Source organism: Rhodococcus sp. MTM3W5.2, assembly GCF_001984015.1.
GTDB classification, from domain to species: Bacteria; Actinomycetota; Actinomycetes; order Mycobacteriales; family Mycobacteriaceae; genus Rhodococcus_G; species Rhodococcus_G oryzae.
Genome location: NZ_CP019572.1, coordinates 1445608 through 1461106, shown reverse-complemented (window position 1 = coordinate 1461106; position 15499 = coordinate 1445608). Strand labels below are relative to the sequence as shown.

At 66.9% G+C, this 15499-nt stretch carries 12 protein-coding genes and 3 pseudogenes; all 15 read right to left on the bottom strand.

Annotated features, from left to right (window positions below; translation table 11 throughout):
• Positions 1-39 precede the first annotated feature (39 nt).
• A pseudogene (locus tag BTZ20_RS27795) lies at positions 40-1686 on the bottom strand (non-ribosomal peptide synthetase); the annotation flags it as partial.
• Positions 1638-3209 carry a condensation domain-containing protein gene (locus tag BTZ20_RS06720; protein WP_083742559.1) on the bottom strand — a complete coding sequence of 524 codons (1572 nt, stop codon included), beginning with the start codon at positions 3207-3209 and terminating at the stop codon, positions 1638-1640. The pseudogene BTZ20_RS27795 and the gene BTZ20_RS06720, both read right to left, overlap by 49 nt.
• A 438-nt stretch (positions 3210-3647) precedes the next feature.
• Positions 3648-4553, bottom strand: a complete 906-nt coding sequence (locus tag BTZ20_RS06715; protein ID WP_077040825.1) for an oxygenase MpaB family protein — start codon at positions 4551-4553, stop codon at positions 3648-3650.
• Positions 4554-4577: 24 nt separating this feature from the next.
• Entirely contained in the window at positions 4578-5159 is a 582-nt protein-coding gene (locus BTZ20_RS06710) for a mce associated protein mas1a (RefSeq protein ID WP_077040824.1), read from the bottom strand.
• Positions 5160-5232: 73 nt separating this feature from the next.
• Positions 5233-6165, bottom strand: coding sequence for an MCE family protein (locus BTZ20_RS06705; RefSeq protein WP_317616081.1), 933 nt, complete (start codon positions 6163-6165; stop codon positions 5233-5235).
• 196 nt (positions 6166-6361) lie between these two features.
• Positions 6362-7444 (bottom strand): MCE family protein, encoded by a 1083-nt coding sequence (locus BTZ20_RS06700; protein ID WP_077040823.1) that lies wholly within the window; start codon positions 7442-7444, stop codon positions 6362-6364.
• A pseudogene (locus BTZ20_RS06695) lies at positions 7444-8561 on the bottom strand (MCE family protein). Before BTZ20_RS06695 ends, BTZ20_RS06700 begins: the two are co-directional and overlap by 1 nt.
• Positions 8558-9604: an MCE family protein gene (locus BTZ20_RS06690; RefSeq protein ID WP_077043537.1), complete on the bottom strand. Its 1047-nt coding sequence runs from the start codon at positions 9602-9604 to the stop codon at positions 8558-8560. Before BTZ20_RS06690 ends, BTZ20_RS06695 begins: the two are co-directional and overlap by 4 nt.
• Positions 9604-10653, bottom strand: a complete 1050-nt coding sequence (locus tag BTZ20_RS06685) for an MCE family protein (protein WP_077040822.1) — start codon at positions 10651-10653, stop codon at positions 9604-9606. Before BTZ20_RS06685 ends, BTZ20_RS06690 begins: the two co-directional genes overlap by 1 nt.
• Positions 10650-10775, bottom strand: a complete 126-nt coding sequence (locus BTZ20_RS28945) for a hypothetical protein (RefSeq protein WP_262982550.1) — start codon at positions 10773-10775, stop codon at positions 10650-10652. The genes BTZ20_RS06685 and BTZ20_RS28945 overlap by 4 nt, the downstream gene beginning before the upstream one ends.
• The gene (locus BTZ20_RS27790) at positions 10772-11452 is read right to left on the bottom strand and encodes an MCE family protein (protein WP_262982549.1); all 681 of its coding nucleotides are present in this window, start codon (positions 11450-11452) and stop codon (positions 10772-10774) included. Before BTZ20_RS27790 ends, BTZ20_RS28945 begins: the two co-directional genes overlap by 4 nt.
• Positions 11374-11808, bottom strand: a complete 435-nt coding sequence (locus BTZ20_RS27785; RefSeq protein WP_223263658.1) for an MlaD family protein — start codon at positions 11806-11808, stop codon at positions 11374-11376. Before BTZ20_RS27785 ends, BTZ20_RS27790 begins: the two co-directional genes overlap by 79 nt.
• Before the next feature lie 69 nt (positions 11809-11877).
• Positions 11878-12736 (bottom strand): annotated as a pseudogene (locus tag BTZ20_RS06675) (MlaE family ABC transporter permease).
• Positions 12736-13545 (bottom strand): MlaE family ABC transporter permease, encoded by an 810-nt coding sequence (locus BTZ20_RS06670; RefSeq protein WP_077040821.1) that lies wholly within the window; start codon positions 13543-13545, stop codon positions 12736-12738. The pseudogene BTZ20_RS06675 and the gene BTZ20_RS06670 overlap by 1 nt, the downstream one beginning before the upstream one ends.
• Before the next feature lie 325 nt (positions 13546-13870).
• Entirely contained in the window at positions 13871-15457 is a 1587-nt protein-coding gene (fadD5, locus tag BTZ20_RS06665; protein WP_077040820.1) for a fatty-acid--CoA ligase FadD5, read from the bottom strand.
• Positions 15458-15499 lie beyond the last annotated feature (42 nt).

Genomic DNA, 15499 nt, shown 5'->3' with positions numbered 1-15499 from the left:
GTCGTCGCTGAGCTGACGGCGCGTGACCACCTCGGCGAGGCCCGCGACCGTCTTACAGTCGAACACGTCGCGGGTGGTGAACACCGCGCCGGCCTCCTTGGCACGGGAGACCAGCTGGATCGACATGATGCTGTCGCCGCCGAGTGCGAAGAAGCTGTCCTCCACGCTGACCTCGTCGAGGCCGAGCACCTCGGCGAACACCGCGGCGATGGTCTTCTCCATCGCGGTGGCCGGCGCCACGAAGGCGGAAACCGGGGTCCGGAAGTCCGGTTCCGGCAACGCCTTCCGGTCCACCTTCCCGTTCGCGGTCAGCGGCAGCCGATCCAGGACGATGATCGATGCGGGCACCATGTAGCTGGGCACCAGTTCGCCGACGTGACCGATGACGGCGGCGACGTCGAGGTCGGCGCCCGCGGCAGGAACGGCGTAGCCGATCAGCCGCTGCCCGAGATCGCTCTCGTGGACCAGCACGGTGGCCGCCACCACGTCCGGGTGCGCGAGGACGGCGGCCTCGATGTCGCCCAGCTCGATCCGGAGTCCGCGGATCTTCACCTGGAAGTCGCTGCGGCCCTGGAACTCGAGCTCGCCATCGGAGTTCCACCACACCACGTCGCCGGTGCGGTACATACGCGTCCCGGCGGCGCGGAAGGGGTCCGCGACAAACGTCGACGCGGTGAGGCCGAACCGGTTGCCGTATCCACGCGCGACACCGGCGCCACCGACGTACAGCTCTCCGGTCACCCCCGCGGGGACGGGCCGCAGGTGCTCGTCGAGGACGTACAGATCGACGTTGGGCAGCGGCCCACCGATCGGGATCCGCCCATCCGGGTAGCTCGCGTGGTCGACGGACACCTCGTGGAAGGTCGTCATGTCGGTCACCTCGGTGGGACCGTAATGGTTGACCAGTCGGGTGCCTGCCGCGGCGAGATGACCCAGCCGGTCCACGCGCATGGCCTCGCCACCGAGGAAGACCGCATCGAGCTTGGGCAGGACACCCCTGGTGTCGTGATCGAGGAGGACGTTGAACAGGCTCGGCGCCATGTTCGCGACCCGCACGACCCCGCTGTCGACGATGTCCAGGACCTCGACCGGGTCGAACGGATCGCCCGCGAGATGGACCGACCAGCCCTCCGACAGTCCCACCCAGACGTTCTTCTGGGTGGCATCGAAACTGGGTGAGCCTGCCACGAGCAGGCCATGGCCGGGCTGCAGCGCAACCTCTCCGCGGTACCAGTCCACGTTGTTCGCGAATCCGTGCATCGGGACCAGCGTCGGCTTCGGCCTACCGGTCGAACCCGAGGTCGAGATGACGTAGGCGACGCGCTCGCCCGCGCACGGCTCGGCCCACCGATTCGCGGGGGCGGTGGGATCGAGCTCGGCGACGGCGGCCTGCGAGATCGGATCGTCGAGCAGGATGACCTGGCCGTCGAATCCCGCTCTCTCCCACGCGCTCGTGGCGACCACGCAGCTCACCGCGCAGTCCTCCAGGATCGACTGCACCCGATCGGTTGGCAGCGTCGGGTCGACGTAGGCGTACGCGGCCCCCGCCTTCCACGTGGCCAGCATCCCGACGACCCAGTCCACCGACCGCGGCACCATCAGCGCCACGATGTCGTCGGCCCCGACGCCCCTGGTGATCAGCTCGCGCGCGAGCTGATTCGCGCGCCGGTCGAGTTCGCCCCTGGTGACGGACTTTCCGGACCCGACAACCGCGACCGCGCCTGCGTCACGCCGAACGCTCTGTTCCCAGCGATCGATGATGTTCGGCTCGAAGGGGGCCGACCCGCCCGCGCCGAGGGATCGGAGGTGCTCCGCCTCCCCACCTCGAGGAGATCGATGCCGCGCACCTCGGAATCGCGCGCCGCCGACAGGAAGCGCTCGAGATAGCTCAGGAATCGGTGGTGGTAGGCGTCGAGATCAGACGCGCTGTAGAGGTTGGGGTTGCCCTCGAAGTCGATCTGGACGCTCTTGCCCGCGACACTCGGGTAGAGGTTGACGGCGAGGTCCTCCACGGGGCCCGTGCTGAGCACGGTGAACCGGCCCGTGAGATCACCGAGTCGGATCTCGCGGTGGAACATCATGATGTTGATCGACGGTCCGAAGAATCCGCGCTGGCCGTCGACGGTTCCGGCATCGCGGCGCATGTCCTCGTGCCGGTACCGCTGGCGCCGCAGGGCGCCGGTCAGCTCGAGGTTCGCCTTCCCGATGAGGTCCTCGACGGTGGTGTCGCCGTCGATCCGCAGCCGGATCGGGACGACATTGGACACCATGCCGCCCGACCTGCGCAGTACCGCGGACGATCGCGCGGAGACCGGCAGGCTCAGCACCACGTCGGCGTTGCCGGTCATCGCGGCGAGGTAGCCGGCGAAGGCGGCGACGATGGCGGGGGTCTCGCCGACGACGCTCGCGGACGCCGTCGCGCTGAGCAGCTCGGCCGTGGACGGCGGTACCTGCTCGCCCGCCACGGTGGCGTGCGAGTCGACAGGCGCGGTACGGCCCGCGAGGCTGGGCGCCGCAGGCAGGTCGACGACCCGCTCGATCCAGTACTCCCGGTCACGCTGGAAGCGGTCGGAGTTGCGGTAGGCGAGCTCGTCCTCGTAGATCTCGACGAGATCGGCAGCCTTGCCCGGAGTGATCTCCCGGCCCTCTACGAGCGCCGTGTACACCTCCGCGGCGCGGTTGAGCATGTTCATCGCGCCGAAGCCGTCGATGGAGATGTGATGGAAGCGGCAGTACCAGTAGCTGCGATCATCGGCCAGCTTCAGAACCGTCGACACATTGAGGCGCTCGACGAACAGGTCACGAGCGGATCCGTAGTCGTTGCGCATCCAGGCCTGCGCCGCCGCGACCGGGTCCTCGTGCCCCGAGAGGTCGATGAACTCGACGCGATCGTCGATCGTTCGATCGACGATCTGCTGGGGAAGACCATCATCGGCGATCAGACGCAGGTAGGCGGAGCCGAGCTCCATGCCGGCGAATCGGCATGCCGCCGTGAGGACGTCCACGTCGAGGACTCCGTCGACCTCGACGTACTGAGCGATGTTGAGGGGAACATCTCCTGCGGCCTGCTGAGCGAACCACATGCCACGCTGCGCGGACGAGAGCGGAAACGGTGCGGCATCCTGCGGGTGCGCACTCACCTGCGCCCCTTCATCCGAAGATTCAGCAGGTCCGACCGTACCCAGGGCGTCCAACGTTCGCTCCCCCATCTCGACGACACTCCGTCGCTGTATCCCGTCATGGCCCCGCCCAAGCGGCGAAATGGTCTTCCGTTCAGTCCACCCATCACATCGCCGCTCGAACGATCCGCGTTAGCCGTTTTCCCGAAGTAACCCGGCGCCGCACACATAAGTCCACGTCAGCGAGGGTGCCCGCCATCGGTGAACAGCGCGCACGGTCCATCGACCGCGTCGAGGATCGCTCGATCGGCCTATGCAGGTTGCGGAGCCTGCCTCCACCTCCCGATGACCCCCGTCACAGCACGCAGTCCGTCATGACCTGCAATACAGCAACCGAAATCATCGCACACCAAAGACGGGAGACCCATTCAGCCGACACGCGTTACGCGCTATTTGCTACCAGCACCCGACTGTTACTAGCGAGTAACTTAGCGTTCATCACATTTCGGCGAAACCCGCCCCCGCGGCCTAGATCAGCGCCCGCCCGGCGCCGATCCGCCTACGAATGTCGCGCATCAGCACGTAGTTGGCTCCGTGCCGGACGAAGCGAGGCAGGAACCGATTGACGAACGAGACGAATACGAACAGGTGCTCGAATCGCCTACGATCGTCCTCGTTCCACTCGACCAGGAGCTGCTCGCGGAACAGCGGCGGCAGAAAACCGACGGTCAGGAACGTCAACAGGTTCCCGAAGACCAGCCGCAGCGGCCACCCGATCATCCGCAGGTTCACCAGGTCCATCAGATAGGCGCGGACCGTGTCGTCCACCGACACCCGCAGGCAGGCGTTGTTCCAGTAGCGGTCGAAGTCGGCCCGGGTGGCGGGCCACATCTCCTCGGTGACCTGCAGAGTCGTCCCCAGGGTGCTGGACGACCGATAGAACGACTCCGCCTGCTCCTCGGACATCGCTCCGTGCAGGAGTTGGTGTGTGTCCTCGAAACCGATGTACAGGCAGGCCGCCACCCACAGCTGGAGCTCGCGATTGAAGGCGTTGTACTTGACCGGGCTGTTCTCGTCCGAGCGCACCTGCCGGTGTGCGACGTTGACCGCGTCCCGGTAGGCGAGACGCTCTTCGTCGGTTCCCAGAATCGCGACGGTGAGGTACTGAAAGGTCGTCCTGGCCCGCTTCCAGGGATGGCGCATCAGGCTGCCGGACTCCACCTTGCTCTCGATCACCCCGTAGGCCACCTCGGGCCAGCTCAGCTGCATGACCACGTTCGCCGCGCCACCTGCGAAGGACCAGAAGTCCAATGCCTCGGAGATGTGCGCGGGTCGCCGCGTCCACCTGCGCGCGGAGGACGTGATCCGGATCCGGGTCTGTGCCGTGGTCAGGGCCGATCCGCCGGCCGAGGCCTCCGGGTAGTGAGTGGACATCGCTTCCCCTGTCCTCGTACGTGACTATTTGGTGTCGACGTTGTCGACGATCCATCGGTCGCCCTCACGGACGAGTGAGACCACCATCCGGTACTTCTGGGAGTTGCCGTCGGGCGAGACGACGTTCTTCGCCTGCTGGTCCACAAAGACGAGGACCAGCGCGGATGAGTCGTCGATACGCTCGACCGCCACGTGGTCCGCGGTCGCGGTCGCCTGCCCCTTGCCCTCCGTGACAATCTGCGCGAGCGCGTCGACCATCTGGTTGTACTTGTCCGCGAACGCCGGGGTCGACATCTCCATGATCGTGTCCCGGTTCGCATCGAGGCTCTGGAAGTCGAACGAGGACATCGCCACCGAGTACTCCCGCGCGGTGTCGACCGCCTCGGCGCGTAGGGCGTCGAGGTGCCGGGCACGGAGTACCTGGATCGTCAGCACCGCCGACGTGGCGAGCATCACGAGCACCAACAGCAGCGCCACGAGCGCCGACGGTCGACGCAGCGAAGCGATCGCGCGACGCGGCGGCACCGGCTCGATCTCGCTCTCCGCTGTGGGCGGGGGTGCGTCGGACTCTCGCGGCGTAGCGGCTGTGATGCTGTCGGTTGTCATCGTCCGAGATCCTCCAGAAGCGATTTCCAGTAGTTCAGTGCCTCGACCCCGGTGGGGATGAGGATCGGGTCGGCTACAACGGGGGACCGATGGGGGTCCCCGGCGTTGTCGCGTTCTGCAAGCCCAGCTCGTCGGGACGGGGTGCGTTCCTGGCGCCACGCTGAGCGATGTTCGTTCCCGGCGGGCAGTAGTAGGTGAGATCGGTTTCGGTCGGACTCACGTCGCCGACCGCCCTGCGCACGGTGCCGTAGCTGCAGACCGGCCCCTGCGTTGCGACGAGAGCGAAGTTCGCCCGGTCCCCGGTGACGATCGACTCCAGCTTGCCCAGACCCTGTGGAATACCGACGAGACCGGCGGCGAGGGCATCGCTGCGATCCGAGATGATCGGCTCCACGGTCACCAGGTTCGCGAGCACGGCCCCGAACGTGTCGCGGTAGCGGTCGAACAGGGTCCTGGCATTGCCGAGCGCCTGCGGGGAGGTGTCGGCGAGGTAGACGAGAACCGGCGCGCTCGAGTCGAGCTGCTCGGTGAAGTTGCGCGCGGCCGCCATCCCCCGCCCGAACGAATCGGACTGTCCCGCCATCGCTCCGACCAGACTGGTGGTCCGCTCGAGAAGGGCCTTGAGCATCGGAGCCTGCTCGTCGAGTTGAGCCGACAGCCGGTCACCGTGATCGATCATGCTCGCCATCGCCGGACCGAGACCGTCGAACGACGCGCCGAGCTCCGTGCCGATATCGCTGACCGCCTGCGGATCGATGTCCTCGATCAGTCGGGCCGCCTGCAACATCATCTGACCCATCTGGACCGGCTGGGCGTCGGCGGGCGCGGCGAGCTCGTCACCCTCCGCGAGGTACGGACCTAGCTCGGTGTTGGGGAAGATGTCGACGTTCTGGATGCCAGCGGCTGTCCCCATCCCGACACGGGCGACGCTGTCCCGCGGGATCAGGGTCCCCGGGTCCAGGTCGAACTCCACACGGGCACCGCGGATGTCGGGGTCGAGCGACACCCCCGCCACCTTCCCGACCATGACCCCCGGTAAGTGACGCTGGTGCCGGCGGTGAGCCCGAGCGCGTCCGTCATCGTGGCATGCACCCTGACCGGGTCCCCGAACGCCTGCGGCCCGAGGACGTAATTGATACCGAACGGGAGGACGATCGCCGACGTGAGGGCGAACAGCACCAGCTGGACGAGCACGAGGCGTCTCATCGGACACCACCCGGGACCGGCGCGGGCAGCGGGACACCGCCGGTCAGCAGCGATGCAAGCGTGCCCGCGGGCGGGCTCGCGGCGCCGCCTGGCAGCGCCCCTCCGGTGATCAGCTTGTCGATGCCTCCCGGAATGTCGAGCGCGCCATCGAAGTTCAGGTAGTCCCCGTGCACCGAGCGTCCGAAGTTCCCCAGGAATGTGTTCATGTTGTCCAACGTCGTGGCGATCCTGCCGTTGACGCTGTTCAACGCCCCGATCACCGTGCCGGCATCGACGAGTATGCCGTCGATGCCCTGCGGCGACGCAGCGAGGATGGCGTCGGTGTTGGTCGCGAGCGCGGTCGTCGAGGCGAGCAGCGACCCGATGGAATCCCGTTGCTGCGTGAGCAGTTCGACCGCACCCGGCATCGCGTCGAGGTAGCCGTCGACGACCCGTTGCTGATCTGCCAGCTGCTGCGAGACCCGTGCAGCGAGGTCGATGGCGGCATCGAACTCGCTCTGATTGGCTGTCGCGCCAGCCATCAGCGAGGCCAGCGTGTCCATCAGTCCCCGCACCTCCCCCGACCGGCCCGCGAACGCCGTGTTCAACTCGCCGACGACGGTCTGCAATTGACTCAGCCCGCTTCCGCTGACGATCGTGCCGAGGGTGGCCAGCGCACTCTCGATCTGCGGACCGATCGTCGTGCGGGACTCGGCGATGACATCGCCGTCCCGTAGTGGCCGCGACGAGGGCTGTGCGGGTTCGGTGAGCCTGATGAACGGGTTCCCCAGTGCGGAAGGAAGTTCCACGGATGCCTCGACGTTGTCCGGCAGTTCGGTCGCGAGTTCGAGACTCAGCGAGACCCTCGCACCCACCGTGTCGGTCGCCAGGCCCGCGACGCGACCGATCACCTTCTGCCCGCCCCGTACGTCGGCACCAGCCAGCAATCCATCCGCGGTGGCGAGCTGCAGCGTGACCGAGTAGTCGGCACCGTCCGCCGAGCGGCCCAGCGGCAGGTCCGCGATGCCGAGGCCACAGCCCGACAGCAGCAGACTGCCTGCCAGCGTGGCGCAAGCGAGACCGATCGACTTGAGGCGCATCAATTCCCCCTCGGCGCCTGCGCGGCCCCTGTGACCGCCGAGACGATGCCCAGCGGGTCAGACGCACTGACCGGGAACGAGATCGGATTGGTGAACCCGGCCCCGGTACACAGCGGCAGCGGATAGGCGTCACAGAGCGGCTTCGCGACAGCGAACTGGGTCAGCGACGTCGAGACGTTCAGCCGGATCCGGCCCCGATTGTCGGGCCCGACGGTGTTGGAGAGGTTCTGCATCAGCAGCGGCACCACGTCCATGAACTCGGCGAGGCCGGCCTGGTTCGCGGCAATCGTGTCGCCGAGCACCCGCGTGTTCTCGGCCATCGTGCCGACATCGTCTCCGTGTCGGGTCATGAAGATGTTGACCTGATCGAGCACCACGCGCAGGTCCTGCAGCGGTCCGGCGATGTCGATCTTCCGCGCCGACCATTCGTCCCGAGCTCGCCGAGGTCGGCGACGAGGGAGTCCAAGCTCACCTGACGGGCGTCCAACGCCACCATCAGGGTGTTCAGATTGCGCACGAGCGCCCCGATGTCCTCGGCCCGCGCCCCCACCACTCCCGTTGCCGCACTGAGGCTCTTGATGGCGGCGTTGAACTGGTCGCCGTTGCCGCGCCAGTTGTCCGCGACCTCGGTCAACAGGTCGCCAGTGCTGTCGCCCTGCCGGTCCGGTGCATCGCCACCGAGGGCATCCGTGAGCGTGCTGATGCTGCCCACCAGCCCGTCGAAGTCGATCGGGGCGTGGCTGCGTTCCATGGGGATCTCGGCACCGTCCGCGAGCATCGGCCCGCCACCGTAGGTGGGTCCGAGTTCGACGTGCCGGTCGCTGATCACCGACGGGTTGAGCACGTAGGCACTCGCGTCTGCGGGCAGCTCCACCTCGCCGGGCACCGTCATCGTCACACGCACCGAGGTGCCCTGCGGCTGTACCGCGATCACCGACCCGACCGGAACTCCGAGCACGGTGACCTTGCTACCGGGGTAGATCCCGTTGACGTAGCTGAAGTTCGCGTACACCGTCTTCGAGTCGTCGGTGCGGGCGAAGACGAACCATCCCGCCGTCGCCAGCGTGACGGCGAGCGTCAGCGCGGTCGCAACTCGCGACCACCGGGCGGCGGTCATCTGCACCCCTGCATCACTCCGAGGGCACACAGCATGTTGTCCGGGATCACCGCGGCAGGCGCGTTGACATCGGTCCAGGCCCCGTTACCGGTCGCATCGGTCGCGGATCGGAGGGCGGGTGGCAGCCGGTCCATCAGCACGTCGATGTTGCCCGCGTTCGTCTTCAGGGTGTCGGTGATCGACACGAGGTTGGTGACCAGCTGTCCGAACTCCTCCTGATGGTCGGACATCGAGGCGGACAGGTTCGCCACCACCGCACTGAGGTTGTCCACCAGTTCGGTCAGTGCCTGCTTCCTGACGGCGAGGATCTGCAACACCGTCTGCGCGTTCGACATCGTCGTCACGAGCGAATCACTCTGACGGACAACGAGATCGATGAGCGAACGGGACATGACGAGGAGTTCGTCTATTTGCTGCCCGTTCTCGGCGAACGCGGCCGATGCGCCGCTGAGCCCGGCGAGGGTCTTCCCGAGTTGGTCCGAATCGGCGGGCATGATCTGGGACAGCGTGGTCATCATCGCCTGAATCGAGTCGACATCGACACCATCGGCGGCCGCCGTCGCGTCCCTGCTGACGTCGTCGAGGCTGTACGGAACGGTGGTGCGGGAACGGGGGATGACGGTGCCGCCGTCGTCCACCCCGGCGGGCACGATCTCCAGGTACCGCTTGCCGAGTACCGTCTTGAGCCGCACGGTTGCGGTGCTCTGATTACCGAGTGGCTGCTGCTTGTCCAACCGGAAATCGACCCGGACGTGGTCACCCGACAACTCGATGCCCTCCACCCGGCCGGCCGGGACCCCTGCCACGTACACGGGGTCACCTCCTGACAACCCGGCGGCGTTGTCGAGTTCGGCGACAAAGGGACCGGTCCGCGCCAGATACCACACCTTCGGCGCGCCGATCGCGATCCCGAGGCCCGCCACCAGTGCGATGATCCCGAGGGCGCCCAGCACCATCGGCGTGCCACTGCCAGGCCGTCGCTCGCCGGTGAACAGAAACCGCGTTGCGCCGACGAACACGTCGATCAGCTTCACCAGGAACATCATGAGCACACCGGCGAATGCGTGCTGCCGAAGATGTTTGCTTCCACATCGCCCGCCTTCAGGGTGAAGTTGCAGAGGTAGAGATTGACGAATCCGCCGTAGCTGCCCATCCGGTTGATCGCGGCCCCGAACTCCGGCATCTTGGCCACGAAGGCGTTGAACTCGTCGGTACTCGCGACCCAACTGTCGGTCACCGCCTTCAGATCGGTCACGGACCTCCCGAAGGCCCCGTTGGACCGGGCCATCGCCTGCGCCATCTGAGCGACTGCCCGGTTCCCGTCGCCGAGCAGCGCGATCAGTTGGTCGCTGTTGCCCGCCACCGAAGTGCTCAGCCCGCTGAGCCCTGCCAACAGCTGCTCGAGCTGAGGGGCCCTCGCTTCGACCGAGCCGAGCAGGGAGACCAGATTGTCGACCAGCTGCTCGATCACGTCCTGCCGATCGACCAGCCCGGTGCTCAGCGAGCCGATCTGTGCGAGCAGGGTCGCGATCGTCTGTCCCTGTCCGCTGAAGGTCTCGACGAATCCACGGGTGAGGGTGTTGACCTGATCGGGGGCGAGCGCGTCGAACAGCGGCCGAAACCCGTTCATCAGAGCGGTCAGGTCCACCGGCGGCGTTGTCTGCGCGACCGGGATCAGCCCATCCGGTTCGAGGGCAGCCGGGCGCTGCCCGATCGCCACGGTGTCGATCGCGGCGCCGTCCGGTTGGGTCAGCGCGATGTAGCGTGCGCCCAGCATGTCGCCGTATCGGACCGCTGCGGTGACGTCCCTGGCCAGTCGGTGCTCCGATTCGACCTCGATCCGGACCACGGCCTTGCTGGTGCCGCCGCCCGCGTCGGCGAAGTCGATGGTCTCGACGCGCCCAACCCGAACGCCAGCCATGGTCACCGGGTTGCCGGGGCTCAGGCCCTCCACGTCGGTGAATTCGAGCGTGTACCTGTCGGTGGCACCGCGCACCGGAACCGTCAGCGTGTTCACCACGAACGACCCGCACAGCACGCCGGTCAGGCAGAATCCGACGGCCTTCAGCGCGGGCACCCAACCGATCTTCATCGGACGGTCACCTCACTGCCCCGCACCATCGGTCCGAGCATGACGACGGTGGCCGGGTTCGGGACGGCATCCGGGTCGGTGGTCGCGCGATTCTCGCGCAGGCCCGCCTCGAGAAGGTTCAACACGGGGGCCTCGCGTCCCACATCGACCACGGCCAGGCGTCCCGGTTGGGCGGATAAGACCTGGGCCCCACCGCAGTCGGCGCCGTACTCGTCGCCGTAGCGCGGACAGTCGGACGCCGTGTACGGCAGCGGGCCCTGAAACGTCGGCACCGCGGTGATGTTGAACTTTCCCGTGGCGAACACCCGAGCGCCCGCCGCCCGAAGGTCTCGGCCCCGGACAGGGTGTCGACAAGGCCGGACGGGTTCGCCGCGGTGGTAGCGAGGATCGTGCCCGTCGAATCGACCACGGTGATGATCTGATCGCGTTGCTCGCCGACGAACGACGCCGCCACCGAGGCGAATCCCGCCGCGCTCCCGAACATCGCCGCCACCTGCTCGCCGTGATCGACCATTCGCTGCGATACCGATGTCGCCGCGGTCAGGGTGGCCAGCACGTCCGGTGTCGCCGTGTCGAGCGCCGCCATCACCGAACGGAAATCGGGAGTCGCCCCGACGAACTGCTCGGCGGCGGGGCCAAGCGTTCGCGAAGCCGAGCCGAGCCGGTCGACGATTCGGCCGACCGTCTCCCCCCGCCCGTCGAGCGCCTGGCCAAGCGCGGTCAGCGCTGTCTGCATCTTCTGAGGCTGCATGTGGTCGAGGACGTCGACCATCTTCGTGTATATCCCGTAGAGGGCCACAGCGTCCGGACCGGCATCGACAGCGATCGCGTCACCGTCCGCGAGCGCGACCCCAGACGGAGCGTTCGGATCATCGACCAATTGGAGGTAGATGTCCCGAAGAACGTCCGCGGTACCACCCGCGCTCGGACCGAGGAGGGCACCTGACCGATCGCGGCGGCATCGATCTGCAGGCGCACCACAGAAGACTGTGTGCCCGAGTCGATTCCGGAAATTCTGCCGATATTGACACCGGAATAGCGAACCGGCGCTTCACCGGTGATCAGGCCCGCCGACGCGGGAATGGCGACGACCACCTCGGGATCGCGCTGCAGGTTCCCCGATCCTCGCAACACCAGCGTCACCGCGACGAGCACACCGACGAGCACCGCGACCGCCCCCGCAGCGCCAGCCACCCGCGCGATCGTCCCGTGAACTGGTCCACCTCAGACCCCCATTCCGGGGATCTCGGGGACCAGGCCCCACAGCGCGAAGGTCATCAGCACATCGAGGATCCCGATCGCGAGGATCGCGGTGCGCAGCGCGCGGCCCGCGGCCTGCCCGACCCCCGCGGGGCCGCCCGAGGCGTAATAGCCGTATGCGCAGTGCACCAGCGAGACCACCGCGGCGAAGACCACCGCCTTGAGAGCGGCGTAGACGAGGTCCTGCGGGGACAGCGCCAGGTGGAAGAAGTAGTCGTAGGTACCCGCCGAGGCACCGCCCAGAACACGATCACCAGCCGCGTCGAGAGGTAGCTCGCGAGCAATCCGACCATGAAGATGGGGAGGACGCAGACCATGGCGGCCAGCACCCGGGTGCCGGCGAGGAACGGGATCGAGCGGATTGCCATCGCATCCAGCGCGTCGATCTCGTCCGAGATCCGCATCGCTCCGATCTGAGCTGTGAATCCGGTGCCGACCTTGGCCGCCAGCGCGATGGCGACCACGACCGGTGCGAGCTCGCGGGTGTTCGCGATGGCGGAGAGCATTCCCGACATCGTCGTCATCCCGACCAGTTCGAGACCGCGCTGCGTCTCGACGCCGAGCATCATCGCGGCGGCCAGGGACATCGCGAACACGATTCCGATGGTGCCGCCCCGGAGAGCACCGAATTGGTACCGAAGCTGACCTCGCTGATCTGACCGAGGACATGCTTGCGATACCTCGTGAGCGCGAACGGGATCGATGCGACGGTCCGCGCATAGAAGGTCACGTGCCTGCCGACGTCGACCAGCGCTCCGTAGACCGCCCTGACGGGCACGGTCGACTGACGTCGCGCACGGACCATCGTGTCGAAGCCGACCATCAGTAGGACCCCACGGCCGGGACGATCACGGTGTAGAGCGCGGAGAGCGCGGCATTGACGATGAACACGAGGGCGAAGGCGATCACCACCGCCTCGTTGACCGCATCCGCGACTCCGCGTGGCCCACCCTTGGTATGCAAGCCCTTGAAGGTCGCGACCAGGGTGGACGTGAGACCGAAGACTGCCGCCTTCACCAGCGCCATCACGAAGTCGGACATCCGTCCGTACTGACTGAAGGTCGACATGAAGGTTCCGGCCGGAAGATGTTGAACGTAAATGTGATAGAGGTAGCAGGCCATCACGCCGCCGAAGGTCACCATCGAACACAGCGCGAGCGAGACCACCACCGCGGCGACCAGCCTGGGCGCGACCAGCCGCTCGACGACGTCGATGCCCATGACCTCCATGGCATCGATCTCCTCCCGGATCTTGCGTGACCCCAGGTCGGTACAGATCGCCGAGCCCGCCACACCCGCCATCATCAGCGCGCACACGAGGGCAGCGGCCTGCCCGACGATGATGAAGGCCACCACCGCACCCGAATACCCACCCGCGCCGATCCGGCCTGCCAGCTCGCCCACCGACACCGCGATGAACACGCCGATCGGGATCATCAGCAGCAGCGAGGGGCCGGTGCTGACCCTGCCGATGAACAATGTCTGAGTGATGGTCTCGTGCAGAGACAATCGGCGGCGGAACAACGCTCGGGCCAAAGCCACGAGTGAGAGAACCGCGAATCCGATCAGGTACCCGCCCTGGTTCGCGACGTCACGAACCGGCCCCTTGGCGACCGGTAGTTCGTATGTCATCGCCAGAGCCCCCTCTCAACCAGTTCGCGATCGAAAACCGCGGACCTCGAATGTGTGAAGCCTCTCACGGCATGCACTCCGTCGCAAGGATTAAGTAAACGGTGATTCTCACTGATCAGACGAGCGGGTCTCGCGGAGAAGATCCCACGTGGACCCAGCTACTCGTTTTATGTCAATGGATTTCATGCGGTCCGACATGACGTCGATCGGACTGCCGAGTTAGCGGGCACTCCGACCTACCGCGTCGAGAGGGAGTTCCGGAGGTCCCGCGATGCGAGAGAGGGGCATGGACGACCCTCCCCGTCGTCCATGCCCCGAGCGGGTGTCAGCCGGCTCTGACCGACACCGATCCGTGGTCCTTACGCAGCTCGCCCTTGACCACCTTGCCGCTGGCGTTGCGCGGCAGCGCGTCCACGATCACCAGTTCCTTCGGGTGCTTGTACCGGGCCAGCCGACCATCGAGGAACTCGGACAACTCAGCGAGGGTGAGATCGTCACCCCGCAGCGCCACGACGGCGACGGGCACCTCACCCCACCTGTCGTCCGGTCGCCCGATCACCGCCGCTTCCAACACCTTCGGATGTGCGAAAAGCGCGTTCTCGACCTCGGCGCAGTAGATGTTCTCCCCGCCGGAGATGATCATGTCCTTCTTCCGGTCGACGACGAAGATGAACCCCTCCTCGTCCTGCCGAACCAGGTCTCCGGAGTGGAACCAGCCGCCCGCGAACGCATCTGCGGTGCCCTGCGGGTTCCGCCAGTATTCGCGCATCATGGTCGGTCCCCGGTAGACGATCTCGCCGACCTGCCCCGCGGGCACGTCGTTCATCTCGTCGTCCACGATGCGCGCCTGGATCGTCGGGATGACCTTTCCGACCGATCCCAATTTGCGCACCGCGTCCTCGCCGTCCAGAACGCACGTGATCGGCGACATCTCGGTCTGCCCGAACACCGCAACGTTGATCGCGCCGGGGAAGGTGTCCGCCATCGCCTGCAGCACAACGTCGGAAGCCGGCGCAGCACCCCAGCTGATGACCCGTAGCGCCAGATCACGCTGACGGACAGTCGGTTCCGCGCACACCGCCTGCCACTGCACCGGCACGAGGAAGGCCGTGGTGACCCGCTCCGACTCCCATACCTCCAGCAGCTCCGTTGGGTTGAATGCACCGAGCGGATGGATCACGGTCGGCACTCCGAGCACGAGGGACGGAGCCATGCTCCCGAGCGCGGCGATGTGGAACATCGGCGAGGCACAGAACCCGACGTCGTCACCACCGGACATCCGCAGGGCCCGGATACAGGTCAGGGCCTGCGCCTGCATGTTCGCATGTGAGAGAACCGCACCCTTGGGGCTGCCCGTCGTGCCGGAGGTGTACATGATCAGCGCGGGGGTGTCCTCGATCAGGTCGATCGGCGCGTGCGCCTCGCCATCCTCGTCGAGCAGTTCTTCGTACCCGAGCACCTCCTCCACACCCGGCTGCCCCACGACGACACAGGTGGACAGGGCCGGAACCTGAGCTCGCACAGCAGCGACGAGGGGCGCCAGCGGTACGTCGGTCACGACCGCGGTCGCGCCGCTGTCGGTCGCGATGAATGCGATCTCGGGCGGGGTGAGGCGGAAGTTGACCGGGACCGCGATGGCACCGAGCGAATTGACGGCGAGGACCGCCTCGAGGAACTCGGGGCGGTTGAGCATGACGAGCAGAACCCGGTCGCCGAACCCGACACCTCGCCGAGCGAGTGCGTCCGCGAACGACTCCGAGCGCAGGTGCAGCTCGGACCACGTGGTGGTGGCTCCCTGGAAACGGAGCGCCACCGCGTCCGGCCGCATGGCCGCATGGGTGGCGACCTGATTGTTCCAATGGTTCCTACGGGCCTGCAGCGGCTGCGAGAGCAGATCATCGCTGAGTGACATCCTGGTGTTCCTTCCCTGTCACGGTGTGGCTGGCTGACGTAC